Annotated in this window: 14 protein-coding genes; 11 read left to right on the top strand and 3 right to left on the bottom strand. The window is 68.6% G+C overall.

Going from position 1 to position 17,681, the window contains the following annotated elements; all coding sequences use genetic code 11:
• Positions 1-79 precede the first annotated feature (79 nt).
• The 8 genes from B0920_RS11875 to B0920_RS11840 all read left to right on the top strand — a co-directional run bounded on the left by B0920_RS11875 (position 80) and on the right by B0920_RS11840 (position 10,838).
• Complete coding sequence (locus B0920_RS11875) at positions 80-1,042, top strand: ABC transporter substrate-binding protein (RefSeq protein WP_078032696.1); 963 nt, start codon at positions 80-82, stop codon at positions 1,040-1,042.
• Positions 1,043-1,049: 7 nt separating this feature from the next.
• Positions 1,050-2,573, top strand: a complete 1,524-nt coding sequence (locus B0920_RS11870; RefSeq protein WP_078032695.1) for a sugar ABC transporter ATP-binding protein — start codon at positions 1,050-1,052, stop codon at positions 2,571-2,573.
• Entirely contained in the window at positions 2,570-3,688 is a 1,119-nt protein-coding gene (locus B0920_RS11865; RefSeq protein WP_078032694.1) for an ABC transporter permease, read from the top strand. The genes B0920_RS11870 and B0920_RS11865 overlap by 4 nt, the downstream gene beginning before the upstream one ends.
• Positions 3,685-4,668 carry a galactofuranose ABC transporter, permease protein YjfF gene (gene yjfF / locus B0920_RS11860; RefSeq protein WP_078032693.1) on the top strand — a complete coding sequence of 328 codons (984 nt, stop codon included), beginning with the start codon at positions 3,685-3,687 and terminating at the stop codon, positions 4,666-4,668. The genes B0920_RS11865 and yjfF overlap by 4 nt, the downstream gene beginning before the upstream one ends.
• Positions 4,669-4,782: 114 nt before the next feature.
• On the top strand, positions 4,783-5,724 hold the full coding sequence (locus B0920_RS11855) for a LysR family transcriptional regulator (protein ID WP_078032692.1): 942 nt from the start codon (positions 4,783-4,785) through the stop codon (positions 5,722-5,724).
• 37 nt (positions 5,725-5,761) lie between these two features.
• Entirely contained in the window at positions 5,762-7,087 is a 1,326-nt protein-coding gene (locus B0920_RS11850) for a DUF3422 family protein (RefSeq protein WP_078032691.1), read from the top strand.
• A 168-nt stretch (positions 7,088-7,255) separates the two neighbouring features.
• The gene (locus B0920_RS11845) at positions 7,256-10,084 is read left to right on the top strand and encodes a GAF domain-containing protein (RefSeq protein WP_078032690.1); all 2,829 of its coding nucleotides are present in this window, start codon (positions 7,256-7,258) and stop codon (positions 10,082-10,084) included.
• Positions 10,085-10,142: 58 nt separating this feature from the next.
• On the top strand, positions 10,143-10,838 hold the full coding sequence (locus tag B0920_RS11840) for a fumarylacetoacetate hydrolase family protein (RefSeq protein ID WP_078033391.1): 696 nt from the start codon (positions 10,143-10,145) through the stop codon (positions 10,836-10,838).
• A gap of 4 nt (positions 10,839-10,842) precedes the next feature.
• Here the strand turns inward: B0920_RS11840 and B0920_RS11835 are convergent, their stop codons facing one another.
• Positions 10,843-11,628, bottom strand: a complete 786-nt coding sequence (locus B0920_RS11835; RefSeq protein WP_078032689.1) for a hypothetical protein — start codon at positions 11,626-11,628, stop codon at positions 10,843-10,845.
• 125 nt (positions 11,629-11,753) lie between these two features.
• Between B0920_RS11835 and B0920_RS11830 the strand changes: the two genes are divergently transcribed.
• Positions 11,754-12,578 (top strand): hypothetical protein, encoded by an 825-nt coding sequence (locus B0920_RS11830; RefSeq protein ID WP_229455397.1) that lies wholly within the window; start codon positions 11,754-11,756, stop codon positions 12,576-12,578.
• Position 12,579: 1 nt separating this feature from the next.
• Here the strand turns inward: B0920_RS11830 and B0920_RS11825 are convergent, their stop codons facing one another.
• Together B0920_RS11825 and B0920_RS11820 are read right to left on the bottom strand one after the other, a co-directional pair.
• Positions 12,580-13,602, bottom strand: a complete 1,023-nt coding sequence (locus B0920_RS11825) for an SDR family oxidoreductase (RefSeq protein WP_078032687.1) — start codon at positions 13,600-13,602, stop codon at positions 12,580-12,582.
• A gap of 73 nt (positions 13,603-13,675) precedes the next feature.
• A complete protein-coding gene (locus B0920_RS11820; protein WP_307188904.1) occupies positions 13,676-14,683 on the bottom strand; it encodes an asparaginase in 1,008 nt (335 codons plus the stop codon).
• Positions 14,684-15,102: 419 nt separating this feature from the next.
• On the opposite strand from B0920_RS11820, the gene B0920_RS11815 reads away from it, so the two are divergent.
• Positions 15,103-15,480: a hypothetical protein gene (locus tag B0920_RS11815; protein ID WP_078032685.1), complete on the top strand. Its 378-nt coding sequence runs from the start codon at positions 15,103-15,105 to the stop codon at positions 15,478-15,480.
• Between the two features lie 315 nt (positions 15,481-15,795).
• Positions 15,796-17,307, top strand: a complete 1,512-nt coding sequence (locus B0920_RS11810; RefSeq protein ID WP_078032684.1) for a dipeptidase — start codon at positions 15,796-15,798, stop codon at positions 17,305-17,307.
• Positions 17,308-17,681 lie beyond the last annotated feature (374 nt).

Raw genomic sequence — 17,681 nt, 5'->3', positions numbered from 1 at the left:
CGCTACGCTTGAAAATTTGATTGGAATAGTATCTCGCTTTATTCTAGGATTGTTGGCACAACAATACCGGAGACACGTGATGAGACTCACCCGCAGGAAGATCATGGGCGCGGCCATGGCGGCATCGATCGTCGCCAGCGCCCCCGCCTTCGCGGCCAAACCGCTCACCATCGGCTTTTCCCAGGTCGGGGCCGAAAGCGAGTGGCGCACCGCGAACACCGCGTCGATCAAGGACGCCGCCAGGAAGGCGGGCGTCAACCTCAAGTTCGCCGACGCCCAGCAGCGCCAGGAAAACCAGGTCAAGGCGATCCGCTCCTTCATCGCCCAGCGCGTCGACGTGATCGCCTTCTCGCCGGTGGTCGAATCGGGCTGGGACACGGTGCTGCGCGAAGCGAAGGCCGCCAAGATCCCCGTCATCCTGAGCGACCGCGCGGTCAAGGTCAGCGACCCCTCGCTCTACGTCACCTTCATCGGCTCGGACTTCGTGGAAGAGGGCCGCCGCGCCGCGCGCTGGCTGGTCGAGCACGCGAAGAAGAACCCGAACCGCAGCTACAACATCGTCGAGCTGCAGGGCACGGTCGGCTCGGCGCCGGCCCTGGACCGCAAGGCGGGCTTCGCCGAAGTCATCGCCGGCAACCCTAAATTCAAGATCATCCGCTCCCAGACTGGCGACTTCACCCGCGCCAAGGGCAAGGAAGTGATGGAAGCCTTCCTCAAGTCCGAGGGCAAGAACATCAACGTGCTGTACGCACACAACGACGACATGGCCATCGGCGCGATCCAGGCCATCGAGGAAGCGGGCCTGAAACCGGGCAAGGACATCCTGGTGGTCTCGATCGACGGCGTGCGCGGCGCGTTCGAGGCCATGTTGCAGGGCAAGCTGAACGTGACGGTGGAGTGCAATCCGCTGATCGGACCGCAGCTGATCCAGCTCGCGCAGCAGGTCAAGGCCGGCAAGCCGGTGCCCAAGCGCGTCACCGTGAACGAGGGTGTGTTCCCAGCTGAAGTCGCGGCCAAGGAATTCCCGAACCGTAAATACTGAGGCGACCATGCCCGCCTCGACCAACGCGGCGCCGGTGCTCGACGTTTCCGGCATCCACAAGCAGTTCCCGGGCGTGAAGGCGCTGTCGGATGCGGGCCTGCGCCTGTATCCGGGCGAAGTGCACACCCTGATGGGCCAGAACGGCGCCGGCAAGTCCACCCTGATCAAGGTGCTCACCGGCGTCTACCAGCCGGAACGCGGCAGCATCGTCCTCGACGGCGTGGCGATCTCGCCCCGTTCGACCCAGCATGCCCAGGACCTGGGCATCAGCACGGTCTACCAGGAAGTGAACCTGTGCCCGAACCTGTCGGTGGCCGAGAACATCTTCATCGGCCGCTACCCGCGCCGCTTCGGCATGATCGACTGGCGCCGCATGCGCGGCGAAGCCGCCGCGCTGCTGGCGCGCCTGCAGGTCGAGATCGACGTGACGCGCCCGCTGTCGGCCTATCCGCTGGCGATCCAGCAGATGGTCGCCATCGCCCGCGCCACCAGCGTCTCGGCCAAGGTGCTGATCCTCGACGAACCCACCTCCAGCCTGGACGAGGCCGAAGTGCAGCTGCTGTTCTCGGTGCTGCGCTCGCTGCGCGAGCAGGGCATGGCGATCCTGTTCGTCACCCACTTCCTCGACCAGACCTATGCGATCTCGGACCGCATCACGGTGATGCGCAACGGCGAGCGCGAAGGCGAATACCTGTGCAGCGAGCTGACGCGCCTGGCCCTGGTCAACAAGATGATCGGCGCGCCGGCCGAGGCGCCCGAGCAGTTGCCGGAAAGCGCCTGCGGCGACACCTCGTCGAACGAGGTCCTGCTGCGCGCCGAAGGCCTGGCGCGGCGCGGCGTGCTGGCGCCGGTCGACCTCGCGGTGCGCAAGGGCGAGCTGCTCGGCCTGGCCGGCCTGCTGGGGTCCGGCCGCACCGAGACCGCGCGCCTGCTGTTCGGCGCCGACAAGGCGGACAGCGGCGCGATCCGCATCGGCGGCCGTGAACGCAGCTTCGCCACCCCGCGCGACGCGATCCGCGAGGGCATCGGCTTCTGTTCGGAAGACCGCAAGCACGAAGGTGCGATCCTGTCGCTGTCGGTGCGCGAGAACCTGATCCTCGCCTTGCAGGCCAGGGAAGGCCTGCTGCGGGCGATCCCGCTGCGCCGCCAGCAGGAGCTGGCGCAGCACTACGTCAAACAGCTGGGGATCAAGACGGCCAGCATCGAAACGCCGATCGGCTCGCTCTCGGGCGGCAACCAGCAGAAGGTGCTGCTGGCGCGCTGGCTGGCGACCGATCCGAAGCTCCTGATCCTCGACGAACCCACGCGCGGCATCGATGTCCGCGCCAAGCAGGAGATCATGGACTACGTCAGCACCCTGTGCCGCAAGGGCATGGCCATCCTCTTCATCTCGTCCGAGCTGCCCGAGGTGCTGCGCGTGAGCGACCGCATCGTCGTCATGCGCGACCGCAAGGCCTGCGGCGAGTACCGCCGCGGCGAGCTCGACGAGCACTCGGTGCTGCACGTGATCGCAGGGGAGGGCGCGGCATGAGCGTCAAGGACGAGACCCGGCGTCCTGCGCCCCCCGCTTCCCCTGCCTCGCCCGCGGCCGCGCCGGCGCCGGCGGCGGCGTCGCCCGCTGCCTCCCGATTCGCGGCGGCACTGGCCCATCCGCTGTTCCGGCCGCTCGCCGCCCTGGCCGCGCTGCTGCTGATCGACTTCTTCCTCATCCCCGGCTTCTTCCACCTCGAGATCAAGGACGGCCACCTGTACGGCAGCCTGGTCGACATCGTCAACCGCGCCGCGCCGCTGATGCTGGCAGCGATCGGCATGACCCTGGTGATCGCCACGCGCGGCATCGACATCTCGGTGGGCGCGGTGGTGGCGCTGTCCGGCACGGTGGCGGCGATGCTGGTCGGCGGCACCATGGTCATCAACAACGGCGTGCCCGAATACGTGGCCCAGACCCCGATGGCGCTGGCCCTGCTGGCCGCCATGGGCGCGGCCCTGCTGTGCGGGCTGTGGAACGGCGCCCTGGTGGCGGGACTAGGCCTGCAGCCCATCGTCGCGACCCTGATCCTGATGGTGGCGGGGCGCGGCCTGGCCCAGTTGCTGACGGACGGGCAGATCGTGACCGTCTACTACCAGCCCTACTTTTTCCTCGGCAGCGGCTACCTGCTCGGCTTGCCGTTCGCGCTGTTCGTGGTGGCCGCGGTGTTCGCGGTGACCAGCCTGCTGATGCGGCGCACCGCCCTGGGCCTGTTCATCCAGTCGGTCGGCATCAACCCGGTGGCGGCGCGCCTGGCGGGCATCCGCACGGCGGCGCTGATCGTGTTCGTGTACGTGTTCTCGGCGGCCTGCGCCGGCATGGCGGGCCTGATGATCAGCTCCAACGTCAAGAGCGCCGACGCCAACAACGCCGGCCTGCTGCTCGAACTGGACGCGATCCTGGCCGTCACCCTGGGCGGCACCTCGCTCGCCGGCGGCAAGTTTTCGCTGGTGGGCAGCCTGATCGGGGCGCTGATCATCCAGACGCTCACGTACACCATCTATTCGCTGGGCGTGCCGCCCGAGGTCAACATGGTCGTCAAGTCGGTCGTCGTGTTCCTGGTCTGCATCTCGCAGTCCGACCAGTTCAAGCAGTTGTGGAAGCGGAGGGCGGCATGAGCGCGGTCCTGCGCGGCGTGCGGGCGCTGCCCGCCCTGCCTTCCTTCACCTCCCTCGTCACCGTGGTGCTGCTGGCGGCGATGCTGCTGATCGGCGGCGTCTTCTACGAGGGCTTCCTGTCGCTCCAGGTGATGCTCAACCTCCTGATCGACAACGCCTTCCTGCTGGTGATCGCGATCGGCATGGGCTTCGTGATCCTGTCGGGCGGGATCGACCTGTCGGTGGGCGCGGTGCTGGCGCTGGCGACCATGATCTCGGCCTGGCTGCTGCAGGTGGCGCACTGGCCGCCGCTGGCGGTGATCGCCACCGTGCTGCTGCTCGGCGCCCTGTTCGGGGGCGGGATGGGGCTAATCATCCACCTGTTCCGGCTGCAGCCCTTCATCGTGACCCTGGCCGGCATGTTCCTGGCGCGCGGCCTGTGCTACCTGATCAGCATCGAGTCGATCACCATCGAGGATCCGCTGTTCGTGGCGATGTCCCAGACCCAGGTTCCCTTCCTGGGCGGCTTCCTGTCGCCGGGGGCGATCATCGCGCTGCTGATGCTGGCGCTGGCGGTGTGGCTGGCGCATTTCAGCGCCTTCGGGCGGGCGGTCTACGCCATCGGCGGGAACGAGCAGTCGGCGGCCATGATGGGCCTGGACGTCGGCCGCACCAAGGTGCTGGTGTACGCCTTCAGCGGCTTCTGCGCGGCGCTAGCGGGGGTGCTGTTCTCGTTCTACATGCTCTCTGGCTACGGACTGCACGCCCAGGGCGCCGAGCTGGACGCGATCGCGGCCGTGGTGATCGGCGGCACCCTGCTGACCGGCGGCTACGGCTACGTGGCCGGGGCGCTGTCGGGGGTGCTGGTGCTGGGCACCATCCAGACCCTGATCGCCTTCGACGGCACGCTCAGCTCCTGGTGGACCAAGATCGTCATCGGGGCGCTGCTGTTCGTGTTCTGCGTGGTGCAGCGGGTGATGTCCTTCAGGCTCAAGCGCTGATGCGCGCGCCGATGAAAGACGCCCGCCGCCAGGACCGGCAAGCGCCGGGTTGCCAATGACAAGCGCTCGCACGAATGGCGGCCGGGTCGATATCCAAAATGATACTATTTCCTGATGGATACCACGAACCCGAACTGGTTTTTGAAGGCGCGTCTCAAGACCCGCCAGCTGCTGCTCCTGATCGCGCTGGACGACTACCGCAACATCCACCGCGCGGCCGAGGAGCTGCACATGACGCAGCCAGCGGCGTCCAAGCAGATCAAGGACCTGGAAGAGATGCTCGACGTGCGCCTGTTCGAGCGCCTGCCGCGCGGCATGGAGCCGACCATCTACGGCGAGACCATGATCCGTCACGCGCGCATGGCGCTCACCAGCCTGGCCCTGGCCCACGACGACATCGTGGCGCTCAAGGCCGGCCTGGCGGGGCAGGTGGAGGTGGGCGTGATCATGTCGCCGGCGATGGCCTTGCTGCCGCGCGCGATCGCGCGCATCAAGGAGCAGGCGCCGCTGCTGCGCATCGGCGTGCAGCTCGAGTCCAGCAACGTCCTGCTCGACAAGCTCCAGCACGGGACCCTCGACTTCGTGATCGGCCGCATCCTGGAGAAGGAGGACAGCACGGGCCTGATCTACGAGGAGCTGACCGAGGAGCCGGCCTGCGCCGTGGTGCGGCCCGGCCATCCCTTGCTGGACCAGGGCCAGCTGACCCTCGAGGACATCGCCGGCCGGCCCTGGATCCTGCCGCCGCCGGGCAGCATCCTGCGCCACCGCTTCGACATGATGTTCCGCCGCGCCGGGCTGGAGCCGCCGGTGAACGTGGTCGACACCACCGCGCTGCTGCTGGTGACGGCGCTGCTGCAGCAGACCGATTCGCTGCACGTGATGCCGCAGGAAGTGGCCCAGTATTATGCCTCGCTCAACGTGATGCGGATTCTCTCGATCGAACTACCCTGCAAGATGGACGCCTTCGGTATCATCAGGCAGCAGGACCATCTGCTGTCGCCGGGCGCGGACCTGCTGCTCAAGCAGGTGCGCCTGGCCGCCAGCGAAATCTACTAGCCGGCGGGTCGCGTCGGCGTCTTGAGCGGAGGCCGGCGTGAACGCGATAGTGGGAGCACTGAACCACGCGATGCGGGTGCCGCTCGCGGCCGAACTGCATTCGCGTCCTTTCCTGTCCCTGAACGCGCCCGAGGCCATCACCCACCTGGCCATCTACCACGGCGTGGAATCCGGCCCGCCTCGGGCCCACTCCCAGCACCTGCTGCTCGAAAGCCTGTGCGAGCACTTCGGCGTGGCCGCGCCGCGCCATGGCGCCAGCCATTTCTTCCACGACTTCGGCGCCTTCCGCCTGAAGTGGGAGTGCCACACCGAGTTCGCCACCTACACCGTCACCGCCCCCTTGCCTGAAGTGCTCGCGCTCCCGCAGGCCTTCGCCCACATGCCGCTGGCCTTCCTGCCCGAGTCCTGGATGAGCCAGCTCGCCGGGCGCCTGATGGCGGCGGCCCACGTGGTGCTGATCAAGGGGAGCCAGGACGCGGCCCAGCTGCCGGCCGTGTTCGAGCGCAGCCTGCTGGCCGGTTCCTCGGTGATGCAGGGCGCGGAAGTGTGGAGCGACTTCGCGATCCAGGCCGACGGCTTCAGCCGCTTCGTGATCCGCGACATCGGCATGCGCCACTTGCAGGGCGGGCGCCTGGTGCAGCGGGTGCTCGAGATCGAGACCTACCGCATGATGGCCTTGCTCGGCCTGCCGGCGGCGCGCGCCGTGGGCCGCGAGCTGGATCGCGTCGAGGCCGAACTGGCGGCCCTGGCCGACGCCATGGTCGCCACCGACATGGCCCAGCCCGGGGAGGGCGGCTGCGGCGACGAGGGCCGGCTGCTGGAGCAGATCACGCGCCTGGCGGCGCGCATGGAGCAGCTGTCGCTGGCCAACGGCTACCGTTTCTCGGCCTCGAAGGCGTATCACGACCTGGTCCGCGCCCGCATCGAGGAGCTGCGCGAAGTGCGCATCGAAGGCTCGCCCACGGTCGAGGAATTCATGGAGCGGCGCCTGACCCCGGCCATGAACACCTGCGCCGCCACCAGCGCGCGCCAGGAAGCGCTGGGACGGCGCATCGCCGACACCAACGACCTGCTGCGCACCCGCGTGGGCATCGTGCAGGAGATGCAGAACCGCCGCATCCTCGAATCGATGAACGCGCGCGCCGCCCAGCAGCTGCGCCTGCAGCTGGCGGTGGAAGGGCTGTCGGTGGCGGCGATCTCGTATTACCTGGTCGGCCTGCTCGGCTACGCCGGCAAGGCCGCCAAGGCGGCCGGGCTGCCGCTCGACCCCGATCTCGCCCTCGGCGTGCTGGTGCCGCTGGTGGCGGGCGGGGTCTGGCTGGCCCAGCGCCGCCTGCACCGCCGTATTGACAAGTCGCACTGAAGCCGCCCCGATTTGGCGGGCGCGGCAATCGCGCGCGCCCCGTTTTTGTTGATGGCTATAATCGCCCGACTAAAAAAGTTAGCGGCTGTGCAACAAAACAACAAGCGGCCTGCGCGACGGCGCACGGTGCACGCCAGCCTTGCCTGAACCCGAACTGGGCTGATCCTGATGAGCAACGACAGCATTCCACTTGTGGCTGTCGGCGGTGTGACGCTGCCGGACCATCCGCAGGGCCGCGTATGGCCCACCTATCCCCTCGGGGAACCCGCCACCTGGCCGGAAGGCCCGCGTGCGCTGGCCGACCTGATTTCCACGTCACGCTTCCCCATGCTCATGGCCCTGGGACCCGAGCTGCGCATGTTCTACAACGCGGCCTACGGCGAGCTGCTGGGAGACGGGCACCCGGACGCCCAGGGCGCGCCCTTCCCGGAAGTGCGTCCCGAACTGTGGCCGCGCGTGCGCGCCAGCTTCGAGCGCGCCCTGGCCGGCGAATCGGTCCAGCTGCACAACGCCCTGAGCGAATTCGTCCGCAACGGCAAGCGCGAGCGCCGCTATTTCTGCGCCTCCTACTCGCCGGTGCGCCATGCGGGGCGGGTCGTCGGCGTCTATTGCGTGCTGGCCGAGACCACCTCCGACGTGCTGTCCGAGCACCGTCACGCCTTCCACCTGAAGCTGAGCGACACCCTTGGCGGGCTGGCCGACGCGGTCCACATCATGGAAGCGGCCAGCGCGATGACCGGCGAGACCCTGGGCGTGGGGCGGGTCGGCTACGGCGAGATCGACCCCGGCGGGCGCTTCGTCAGCGTCGACCGCGACTGGACCGACGGCAGCATGGCTAGCCTGGCCGGCGAATCGCGTCCGCTGGACAGCTTCGGCCCCGCCATCATCGAGCAGCTGCGCGCAGGCCGCACCCTGTGCCTGGACGACATCGCGCTCGACCCGCGCGCCGCGCCCTATGCGCAAGGCTATGCCAGCATCGGCGCGCGCTCGATGGTGATCGTGCCGATCATGGAAGAGGGCGAGATGGCGGCCATCTTCTACCTGCACGAGCCGCGCGCGCGCCACTGGGCCGAGCAGGAGGTGGCGATGGCCGAGGACGTGGCGCGCCATACGCGCGAGGTGGTGCGCCGCTCGCGGGTGGAGGAAACCCTGCGCGACGAGACCCGCATCCTCGAGATGGTCAACCGTACCGGCCAGGTGCTGGCCTCGACCCTCGACCTGAACGCGCTGCTGCAGGCCGTGACCGACGCCGGCGTCGAACTCTCGGGCGCGCGCTTCGGCGCCTTCTTCTACAAGGGCGAAGGCGACGGCGAGACGCCGCACCTGCACGCGCTCTCGGGCGCCGCGCGCGAACTCCACGAGAGCCTGGAGCTGCTCCCGGCCAGCGCGATCTTCCGCCCGGTGTTCGACGGCGACCGTCCGCTGCGCTGCGACGACATCCGCCGCGACCCGCGCCACGCCGCCTGGGAGCAGGGCGTGGCCGACGGCCAGCTGCCGCTGCGCAGCTACCTGGCGGTGCCGGTGGTGTCGCGTTCGGGCCGGGTGCTGGGCGGGCTGTTCTTCGGCCATGCCGAGCCGGACGTGTTCACCGAACGCACCGAGCGCATCATCGCCGGCGTGGCCGCCCAGGCTGCGGTGGCGATGGACAATGCGCGCCTCTACGAATACGCGCAGAAGTCGGCATGCGAGCGCGACGCGCTGCTGCAGAGCGAGCGCGCGGCGCGGGTGAAGGCCGAGCGCCTGAGCCACACCAAGGACGAATTCCTGGCCATGCTGGCGCACGAGCTGCGCAATCCGCTGGCGCCGATCAGCAGCTCGGCCAGCCTGCTCAGCATGCAGTTCGCGAGCGAGCCGCGGATCTGCCAGACCAGCACCATCATCAGCCGCCAGGTGCGCCACATGAGCCGCCTGATCGACGACCTGCTCGACGTCTCGCGCGTGACGCGCGGGCTGGTCAAGCTCAAGCTGGGCGTGATCGACTTCCGCGACGTGGTCGCGGGGGCGCTCGACCAGACCCGCCCGCTGGTGCTGGAGAAGGCCCACCAGGTCACCCTGCGCATGCCCGACCAGCCGGTCTGGGTGAAGGGCGACCAGACCCGCCTGGTGCAAAGCGTGGCCAACATCCTCAACAACGCCGCCAAGTACACCCAGAAGGCCGGCGCGATCTCCCTGCAGCTCGAGGCGCGCGAGGGCCGCATGCAGCTGCAGGTGCGCGACAACGGCTCGGGCATGCCGGGCGACCTGGTGCCGAACGTGTTCGACCTGTTCACCCAGGGCGCGCGCACCCTGGCCCGTTCCCAGGGCGGCCTGGGCCTGGGCCTGGCGCTGGTCAAGAAGCTGGTCGAGTTGCACGAAGGCGAGGTGACGGCCCACAGCGACGGCGTGGGCCTGGGCAGCAGCTTCACCCTGAGCCTGCCCTGCGTGACGGCGGACCAGGGCGCGCCGGCCGCGCCCCAGGACGCGGGAGCGGGCGCCGGCCTCGCGCCGCAGCGCCAGCTGCGCCTGATCGTGGTCGACGACAACGCCGATGCGGCCGACAGCCTGGCCACCCTGCTCACGGTGCAGGGTTACGCCGCCTCGGTCGACTACGATGCGGCGGCGGCCTTGCGGCGTGCGCGCAGCGAGCGCCCGGACCTGATGCTGATCGATATCGGCCTGCCCGACATGGACGGCTACCAGCTGGCGGAAAAGCTGCGCGCCCAGCCGGAGACTGCGCACACGGTGCTGGTGGCGATCACCGGCTATGGCCAGCCGAAGGACCGCGAGCGGTCGCTGGCGGCCGGCATCGCCCACCACCTGGTCAAGCCGGTGGACATGACGGCGCTGGTGCGCATCCTCGACGCCGCGGCCGCGAGCGCGGCCCTGGCCCCGGCCTTGGCTTCGGCGGAGTCTCCGGTCCCGGTCCCGGTCCCGGTCCCCGACCTGGCTCCGGCCCAGGACCTGGCTTCGGCCCCGGCCCCGGCCCCGGCCCAAGCCCAGGCTGCCGCGGCGGCCTGACCCGGCGCGCGGCGGGCGGCGCGGTTATCATAGGCCTTCCGTCTATGAAAGGATGAGCATGTCCGAATTCGTCATCTCCGCTCCCGCCCAGCCTTCGGTGGCCGTGGCGGGTTCCTCCGCCCGTTTCCCGGTGCGCCGCGTGTTCTGCGTCGGCCGCAACTACGCCGCCCATGCGCGCGAGATGGGCAGCGACCCCTCGCGCGAGCCGCCGTTCTTCTTCACCAAGCCGGCCGACGCGGTGGTGCCCGCCAGCGGCACGGTCCCGTATCCGCCCATGACCGCCGACCTGCACCACGAGGTCGAGATGGTGGTGGCGCTGGGCGCCGGTGGGGCCGAGGTGGCGCCGGAACAGGCTCTCGGGCTGGTGTGGGGCTATGGCGTGGGACTGGACCTGACCCGGCGCGACCTGCAGGCGGTGGCCAAGGACGCCGGCCGGCCCTGGGACATGGCCAAGGGCTTCGATGCGTCGGCGCCGTGCAGCGCGCTGCGGCCGGTGGCCGACGTGGGGCATCCGGGGCAGGGCAGGATCTGGCTCGAGGTGAACGGGCAGCTGAAGCAGGAGGGCGACCTGAACGAGATGATCTGGGGCGTGGCGGAGGTGATCAGCTATCTGTCGCGCTTCGTCACGCTGCAGGCCGGGGACCTGATCTATTCGGGCACGCCCTCCGGTGTCGCCGCCTTGCAGCCCGGCGACCGCCTGCGCGGCGGCGTGGACGGCGTCGGCGAATTCGAACTGGTGATCGGGACGCGCTGAGCGCTCAGCCCCCGCCGATCACCGCCCGCATCCGCTCGAGCAAGGCCAGGCGCGCGGCATCGATCTGCGCGCCATTGGTCTTGGCCGACAGGGCCGCCCTGTCCTTGCGCCCCAGGAAATAGGCGACGCGCTCCGCGTTCGCTCCGGACGGATGCGGCAGCCCATGCAGTATCCGGTCCGCGCGCAGCAGGCCTTCGCGCGCCAGCCAGTCCAGCCCTTCGCCCACGCTCGCTCCCATCGGGATGTAGAGCGCGTCCGGCAGCATGGCGGCCTCCTGGGCGAAATAGCGCAGCATCTGCTCGCGCAGGAAGGCATGGCGGGGCATGGCCGGCGTCCCGCTGTAGTTCTTCCCATCCACGAACACCGGGTGGCGCAGGATCGCGCTCACCTGCACCAGCTCCGCGTGCGCGTCGAACAGGCTGGCGCAGCTCGCGATCCCGAGCCAGCGCTGCACCCCGATCGCATCCAGCAGGGCCACGAAGTTGGGCCGGATCGCCCCGCTGAAGGCCCCGGTCAGGCGCGCCGCGCGCAGGATGTCCGCGCGCGCGGCGCCCGCCGCGAGCTGGCGCTGCGCCTCGCGCATCGCGTTCTTCCATTGCACGAAGCCGGGCGAGATCCCGACCACGACCACCCGCGCCGCCGGGTTGACCGACTCGAAGGGGATGTACCAGCTGCTGTAGCGGCCTTCGCGCGCCAGCAGGAAGTGTTCGGGTATGTCGGACGCGGAAGCGATCTGCGCCAGGTCCAGTGCGCGGATGTGCTCGCGATAGCGGTCAAACAGGATGTCCATGTCCGGATTGTGCCAGTTCCGCAACGCGCTCGCGATTACCTCAGGTTTGGTACGCTGTAGACTTGAGATAGCGCAGTACGAGGGAGGCGATCATGGCGCAGGTGGCACTCATTACGGTGCATGGAATGGGAGAAACCCTTCCCAACTATGCCGACGGGCTGATGGCGGCCGTGCGGGCCCGCCTGGGGACGGTCGCCGATCAGGCCAGCATGTACTCGGTGTACTACCAGAAGATCCTGCAGGACAACCAGTACATGGTCTGGGACCGGGTGAAGTCGGGCAGCGAGGTGCGCTACGACGACCTGCGCAAGTTCGTGCTGTTCGGCTTCGGTGACGCCGCCGGGCTGGAGAACCGCAAGGAGATCCCGGGCTCGGTCTACGAGCTGGCCCAGGGCGAGATCGCGCGCACCCTGATGTCGGCCCACGCGGTGCGTCCGAGCATGCCGGTGGTGTTCCTCGCCCAGTCGCTCGGCTGCCAGGTGCTGTCGAGCTACCTGTACGACGCCCAGAAGGCCGCCGCCGGCAAGCCGGTCGGCGCCGGCATCTGGCGCAACATCGACGCCTGGGCCCAGGCGACCTACAACCGGACCCTCACCGCCAGCGAAAAGAGCTTCCTGGGCGGCGGCAGCTGCGCCGGCCTGGTCACGACCGGCTGCAACATCCCGATCTTCGTAGCCGCGCACAAGGAGATGCACATCATCCCGATCGCGCCGCCGACGCCCCTGTTCAAGTGGATCAACTTCTACGATCCCGACGACGCGCTCGGCTGGCCGCTGCAGCCCTTGTCGCCCGGTTACCGGGCGCTGGTCGAGGACCGCGCCATCAACGCCAACGACGGCGTGCTGAGCATGGTGCTGCGCAGCTGGAACCCGCTCGCCCACAATGAGTATTGGGGCGACAGGACGGTGCTGGACGCGGTGGCCGCCATGCTGCGCCGGCTGGCGGCCTAGCCTAGTCGCCGCCTTCGCGCGCCGCGTCCTCCTGGCGCATGCGGGCGCGGATGCCGCCGTCGACGCCGCGCGTGGCCGCGCCCTGCATCGGCTTGTGCACCGCGCCGCTGGTCGGCGCCATCGGCGGCGCCTTCTCGAATTGCTGAGTATGCGCGATGTTGGCCGAGATCCTTTCGGTGAGATCGGGAGCGACGCGGTGCGACCAATAGGCGCCACGCGCCTTCCAGCCGGCCGGCACTTCCTCGCGCGGATGCACCGAGGCGCGCACGATCACCTCCACCACCTTGGCCGGGTCGTCCATGAACGGCATGCGCGACCGGCGCCCGGTGTAGTTGGCCGCATGGGTGAAAAAGGGCGTGTCGGTGGCCCAGGGCAGCACGGTGGCGACCTGGATGCGGTCGCGCAGCCCCGCCAGGCGCAACTCCTCGTTGAGCGCCCGTCCCAGGCCCAGCACGGCCGCCTTGGTCGAGGCGTAGCTGGCGTGGTAGGCGAGCGGCACTTCGCTTTCCACCGAGCCAATATTGACCAGGACTCCGCCGTTCTGCTGGCGGAACTGGCGCAGTGCCACATGGCTGCCGTAGATCACGCCCTTGAGATTCACGTCGACGATCCGCGCGTGGTCTTCCAGCGGAATCTCTTCGAAACGGCCGATCGCGCCGACACCGGCATTGTTGATCCACACGTCGATGCGGCCAAAGCGCTGCACCGCCGCCTGCGCCAGGCGCTGAACTTCCTCAGGCCTGGCGACGTCGGTGCCGATCACCAGGGCCGCGCCGCCCTTGGCCCTGACCTGCGCGGCAACCTCTTCCAGGGCGTCGGTGCGGCGCGCAGCCAGCACCACGTTGGCGCGCAGGCTGCCGAGCCGCTCGGCGACGCCGCGTCCCAGTCCGCTCGAGGCGCCGGTGACGACATAGGTCTTGCCGCCGATGGCGGCCGCGTCGCTGCCCGAGAGCGTGGCGCAGCCGCCCAGCAGCAGGCTGGCGAACAGCAGGAACAGGCTGGCGTGGCGGTGCAGGACGCGCATGTGACCTCCGGGGCAATGCGTTTCATGCTACGACGATAGCCGCCTGATGTGCGTTCGATACCCCGTGGAACGTTCAGCCCGCCGGCTGCAGCGTAAACAGCGTGCGGATGTCGCCCGCCGCCACGCCACGCGCATTCCTGATCGGAGGCTGGCGATAGCGTTCGAGTTGCGCGCGGCGCGCGTCGTCGAGCATGCCGAGCTGGTCCAGCACGCCGAACACGGCCGGATGCAATGCGCGGCTGTTGCCGTCCGAGATCTTGATCGCGATCCCGATCCCGGCCGAGCGCACGCCGATCGCCTGCACCGCGTCGGCGCCGATCTTGGCGACCCAGTCGCCGCCGCCCGCCGTCATCCAGTGCAGGTCGGTGCGCTCCTCGCCCGAGACCAGGTCGGGCCGCGCTGTCATCGCATCGAAGAGCTGGCCCATGGCGCCGCCCAGCGCTTCGTCCCTGTTTCCCTGCGCGAGGCGTGCATACAGGTGGGCCAGGCGCGACAGCGGCATCGCGTAATTGGGCGCCGAGCAGCCGTCGATGCCGGTCGCCATCGCATCCTCGGGCATGCCGGCGGTGTCGGCCAGGGTGCTGCGGATTGCCTGCTGCAGCGGGTGGCCGGGCTCGACATAGCCTTGGGTGGGTGCGCCGTGCAGGCGGCACCAGGCCAGGAAGCCGCTGTGCTTGCCGGAACAGTTGTGGTGCAGCGGCGTCCAGCTGCGGTCCTGGGGCGCCGGCTTGCCCACCGCCTCGTAATACAAGGGCGTGGCGCAACCGCATTCGAGGTGGCCGGGGTCGAGCCCGATCTTGTCCAGGATCGACCTCACCCCGGCCAGGTGGCGCTCCTCGCCCGAATGGCTGGCGCACAGCAGGGCCAGCTCGTCGCGTGTGAGCGCGAAGCGCGCCGGGCCATCCGACAGGATGAAGGGCAGGGCTTGGAAGGGCTTGAGCGCCGAGCGCGTGAAGGTCGGGTAATGCGGGTCGCCCGCCTGCCACAGCAGGCGTCCGGCCGTGTCGACCACGGCGATGGAACCGCTGTGCACGTTCTCGACGACCAGGCCGCTGTCGGCATAGCCACGGGTGGTCGCCACCAAGGGAATCGGGTGCATATCGGGCCTAAAAAAATGATTGGATGACGCTACTCTACGGCATCTTGATGCAGCAGGACGCACGCCCGGCCGCGCTTGCGTCGATATCGCAGAAAGCCCGTCGCGACGGGCTTTCTGGCTTGCATCGGACCTCTCGCGGAGGAGATATGCACTGCGTGCAGACGTGCTCGCCGCACGCGAATATGCATGCCCCGTCCAGGGCGCGTTTTTCGCATTTCATCGCCCATTTTCAGCGCCTCATGCCTTCGCCGCTTGTTGCCAATCCTGACAAGACTAGACTTCCCACATCGCCAGACAAACACAGACGCTGGCGAAACCGACAGCGTGGACCGCGTGGCGAATCGCAAGACAGCATGCCGCCAGGTCCGTTCTCCAGATTTCGACCTGAAAGGAATTTCATCATGCGCATCAACCGTATCGCTCTGTTCGCCGGCGCCGCCGTCCTCTCGATGTCCGCCATGGCCGGCCCGCAAGGCGCAGGCACCGAACGCGTGGTCGTCACCTCGCCGGCCGCCCAGGTGCACCTGACCTGGACCAACTACACCAAAGTGCAGGGCGAGTACGGACTGGAAGACGGCCGCGTGCTGACCGTCACCGGCAAGAACCGCACCGTGTACGCCGACTTCGGCGACGGCCCGGTCGAACTGATCCACGTCGGCAAGAACCGCTTCGTCGCGCCGAGCAAGGACATGCGCATCAGCTTCCACGGCGACCGTCGCACGGCCGAAGAAGTGCGCGTGACCGAGCCGGGTGGCCGCCAGATCCTGGCCAAGCGCTGATCCGACGCGGCCGGCCGCCGGGCCGGCCGGACCCAATGGTTTGCGCTGAGGAGATCGCCATGGTGGGCCACGGCGATACTTCCGCGCACCACACTTTGCAAGCCCCAGCGAGGATGCGGGACCCGCGCGCGGAACTGCCCGCCGGCCTGCATCTTCAGCCTCTCCGCGCACCCTGCGCCGCTCCACCCGCCCACATCTTCCCCGTGCCGTTCTCCCGCCTTGCCGGCGGCGCTTGCACGCGCCCGCGCTGCGCACCATCCCTGCCGGGCCCATGCTAGACTCATTGCGCTTTTGCAAACTGGAGACCGGCAACACATGATGAGAAGAACTCTGCTTGCCAGCCTGCTGCTGGCTACCGCCCTTGCAGGCAATGCGGCGCCCGCCGTACCCGGGGACGCCGCCGTCAAGGCCGCCAAGCATGCGGTCTCGGCCTACCGCCAGGACATCGTCGAGACCCTGGCCAAGCTGGTCAGCTACAACACCGTGGCCGACCCCAAGCTCCCCTCGGACCAGAATCCGGTCCACATCGCCTTCAAGAACGCGCTCAAGCTGGAAGCCGAGCGTCTCGGCCTCGACTACGCCGACCACGGCTGGGTGGTGATCGTCGGCCTGGGCGCGGGCAGCGAGCGGGTCGGCGTGATCACCCACGGCGACGTGCAGCCGGTGGATGCGAGCAAGTGGAAGAAATCGCCCTTCGAGCTCGACCGCACCAGCGAGCCGGGCAAGCTGCTGGCGCGCGGCGCCGAGGACGACAAGGGGCCGATCGCCACCGCGCTCTACGCGATGAAGGCCCTCAAGGACCGCCAGGTGCCGCTCTCCAAGCGCATCGAGCTCTACGTCTACATGGGCGAGGAATCGGACTGGCAGCCGCTGGTCGAATTCCTCAAGACCCACGAGCCGCCGCAGATCAACATCACGCTCGACGCCGAGTACCCGGCGGTGACGGCCGAGAAGGGTTATGGCACGGTGGCGGTGACCGTTCCGAAGGCGGGCGCCCAGGCCGCGCCCGAGGGCGAGCCCTGGGTGGCGGAATTCGGCGGCGGCTTTTTCGGCAGCCAGATTCCGGAAGACGCGAACGCGCTGATCGCCAACGCCAACCCGGAACTCGAAAAGGCGATCCGTGCGCGCGGCGCGCGGCACGAGGGCATGCGCTACGACTTCGCATGGCAGGGGAGCAGCCTGGCGATCCGTGCCAAGGGCGTCTCGGCCCACTCCTCCAAGCCGGAAGACGGCGTGAACGCGATCAGCATGCTGGCCGACGCGCTGGCGGTGCGCCCCTGGACCAACACCACCGCCGGCGGCGTGGTGAACTACCTCAACGAGATGGTGGGAACCGGCATCCATGGCGAGAAATTCGGCAACATCGCCTACCGCGACGGCTTCATGGGGCCGATGAGCTTCGCGCCCACCGTGATCAAGCAGCGCGAGGACGGCATCGAAGTGTCGATCAACCTGCGCCGCCCGCAGGGCAAGACTGGCGAGCAGCTGAGCAACGAGATCAATGCCGCGCTGGCCCAATGGCAGGGCCGCAACCTGGCGCTGTCCAACATCGCGGTGCGCATCGGCGACCCCTGGGTGCAGAAGAATCCGCCGCAACTGCCGACCCTGATGAAGGTGTTCTCGTACTTCACCGGCATGAAGGATCCGAAGCCGGTCGCGATCGGCGGCGGCACCAATTCGCGCCTGTTCCCGAATGCCGTCAGCTTCGGCCCGGCCATGCCGGGCAAGGTCTATACCGGCCACTCGGAGCATGAATTCATCACCACCAAGCAATTGTTGCTGAACCTGCAGATGTACACCGCGGTGCTGGCCGAGCTGGCCAGATAAGTCCCCAGGAGGGCAGGGGCCGGCTGGCCTCTGCCTTCCGTCCCATGGCGCTGGCCGGATCTCCTCTGGCCGCTCTGCCGCCTGTCAGCGTTTTGCTTGCCAAAACGTGTAAAAAATTCTAGCGATCTTGTAGGACTGAGCTTACACAAGGGGCTGCTGATAGCGCTACCCCATGCGTTCTCCCTTGGAGAGTCAAGGGCTTGGGCCAGAGGGCGCCTACCCTGGTCCCAAGGTCTCATTGACGCTTGGAAAATGAGGCTTGTACGTGCGAAAAATGTGGCGAAAACAGCATGATAGGATCGTCTTATCCGCGAGCGCATCGATCCGGGCACGCTTGTCCGTGCCGGTCGCTCCGGCTCCTGCCGGGCTCGCGC

Origin of the sequence: Massilia sp. KIM (genome assembly GCF_002007115.1) — a bacterium.
Classification (GTDB): Bacteria; Pseudomonadota; Gammaproteobacteria; order Burkholderiales; family Burkholderiaceae_D; genus Telluria.
This window is presented reverse-complemented; position numbering and strand designations above follow the sequence as displayed.